General features: G+C 74.1%; 1 protein-coding gene. It reads right to left on the bottom strand.

The features are described from left to right. Window positions 1-266 precede the first annotated feature (266 nt). The coding region (locus FV230_RS28325; protein WP_147844722.1) for a PHB depolymerase family esterase at window positions 267-1,340 on the bottom strand (1,074 nt) is incomplete at its 5' end.

The following is a 1,340-nucleotide window of genomic DNA, read 5'->3' as shown; positions in this document are numbered from 1 at the left end:
GGGCGGCTCCGTGCGCGGCGCACGCCACCGCTGCGCCCACGAGCGCCACCTTCCAACCCGACACCGACACGCAAGCCTCCTCCGCCGACGCGGTTCGCCGGCAAACGGACCATGCACGGATCGCGGCCGATCCTCCGCCTCCGATCGCGGGCACCGCACGATCGCAGGTTCGGCGTTGCAACCGGGCCACGCCGTCGCCGGGACGGCGCCCGGCCGCTCGAGCATTTTCCAGCGAGGTGGATCCCGGCTCGCGTGAAGAAAATGCTCTAGACCCCCTTGGGATGCGCAGCGAAGAAGTCGAGCATCGCGCGCGAGGCGTCGGGCCCGTGCGGATCGGTGAAGCTGCCGGCCCGGTCGCCGCCGGACCAGGCGTGGCCGGCGCCGCGCACCCGCCAATCCTCCAGCATCACCCGGCCCGCCGCGTCGGCGTAGCGGGTGCGGGTGTAGGGATGGCCGTCGCCGTCGAATTGCTCGCGCGAGGGCGTCAGCGCCGCGGCGCCCGCCTGTGCCAGCACCTGGTCGGCGTTGCGGATGCTCACCGTGGTGTCGTCCTCGCCGTGGAAGACGATCGTCGGCACGCGGGTGCCGCCGGGGCCGGCCGCGCCCATCTGCATCGCCATCATCGCCGAGCCGACGTCGCGGGCGCACGACGCGGCGAGGCCGGAATGCACGCCCACCGCCGCGTAGAGATCGGGAAAGGCGCGGGCGATGTTGGCCGCCGCCGCCCCGCCGGCCGAGAGCCCGGCGATGAAGACGCGGTCCGGGTCGATCGCGTGCTCGGCCATCACCGCGCGGGTGAGCCCGGCAATGATCGCGGCCTCGCCGGTCTCGCGGCCCTGGTCGCGCGGCTCGAACCAGTTCCAGCAGCGTTGCGCGTTGGCGCGGCCGGTCTGGACCGGGTAGGCGACGAGCACGCCGTCGCGCTCCGCCAGCCGGTTCATGCCGGTGCCGACGGCGAAGTCGTCCGCGGTCTGGTTGCAGCCGTGCAGCATCACCACGAGCGCGGCCGGATTCTGCGGCCGGCTCGGGACGAACAGGCGATACTCGCGCGCACCCGCCGGCCCGGCGAAGCTTTTGGTGACGAGCGATCCCTCGCCCTCGGCGGGCTCGGCCGAGCGGCCCGGCATCGGCGGCTTGGCGAAGCCGAAGCCGAAGCCGGGCGCCAGCCCCTTCGTGTTGAGGCCTTTGGTGTTCAAGCCCTTGGCGCTCAGGCCCTTCAGCACCGGCGCCAGCCCGCGCACGACGCCGTCGACCGCCGCACGCAGCTTCTCCGGGATCGGGCCGGCCGACGCGGTTTCGGCTCGGGGCGAAGCGCTCCTCGGCGCGGCCTCGGGCCTGGG

The sequence above is a fragment of the Methylobacterium sp. WL6 genome (genome assembly GCF_008040095.1).
Lineage (GTDB): Bacteria > Pseudomonadota > Alphaproteobacteria > Rhizobiales > Beijerinckiaceae > Methylobacterium.
The sequence above is the reverse complement of the archived record's forward strand: the minus strand, read 5'-3'. Positions and strand labels throughout refer to the sequence as shown.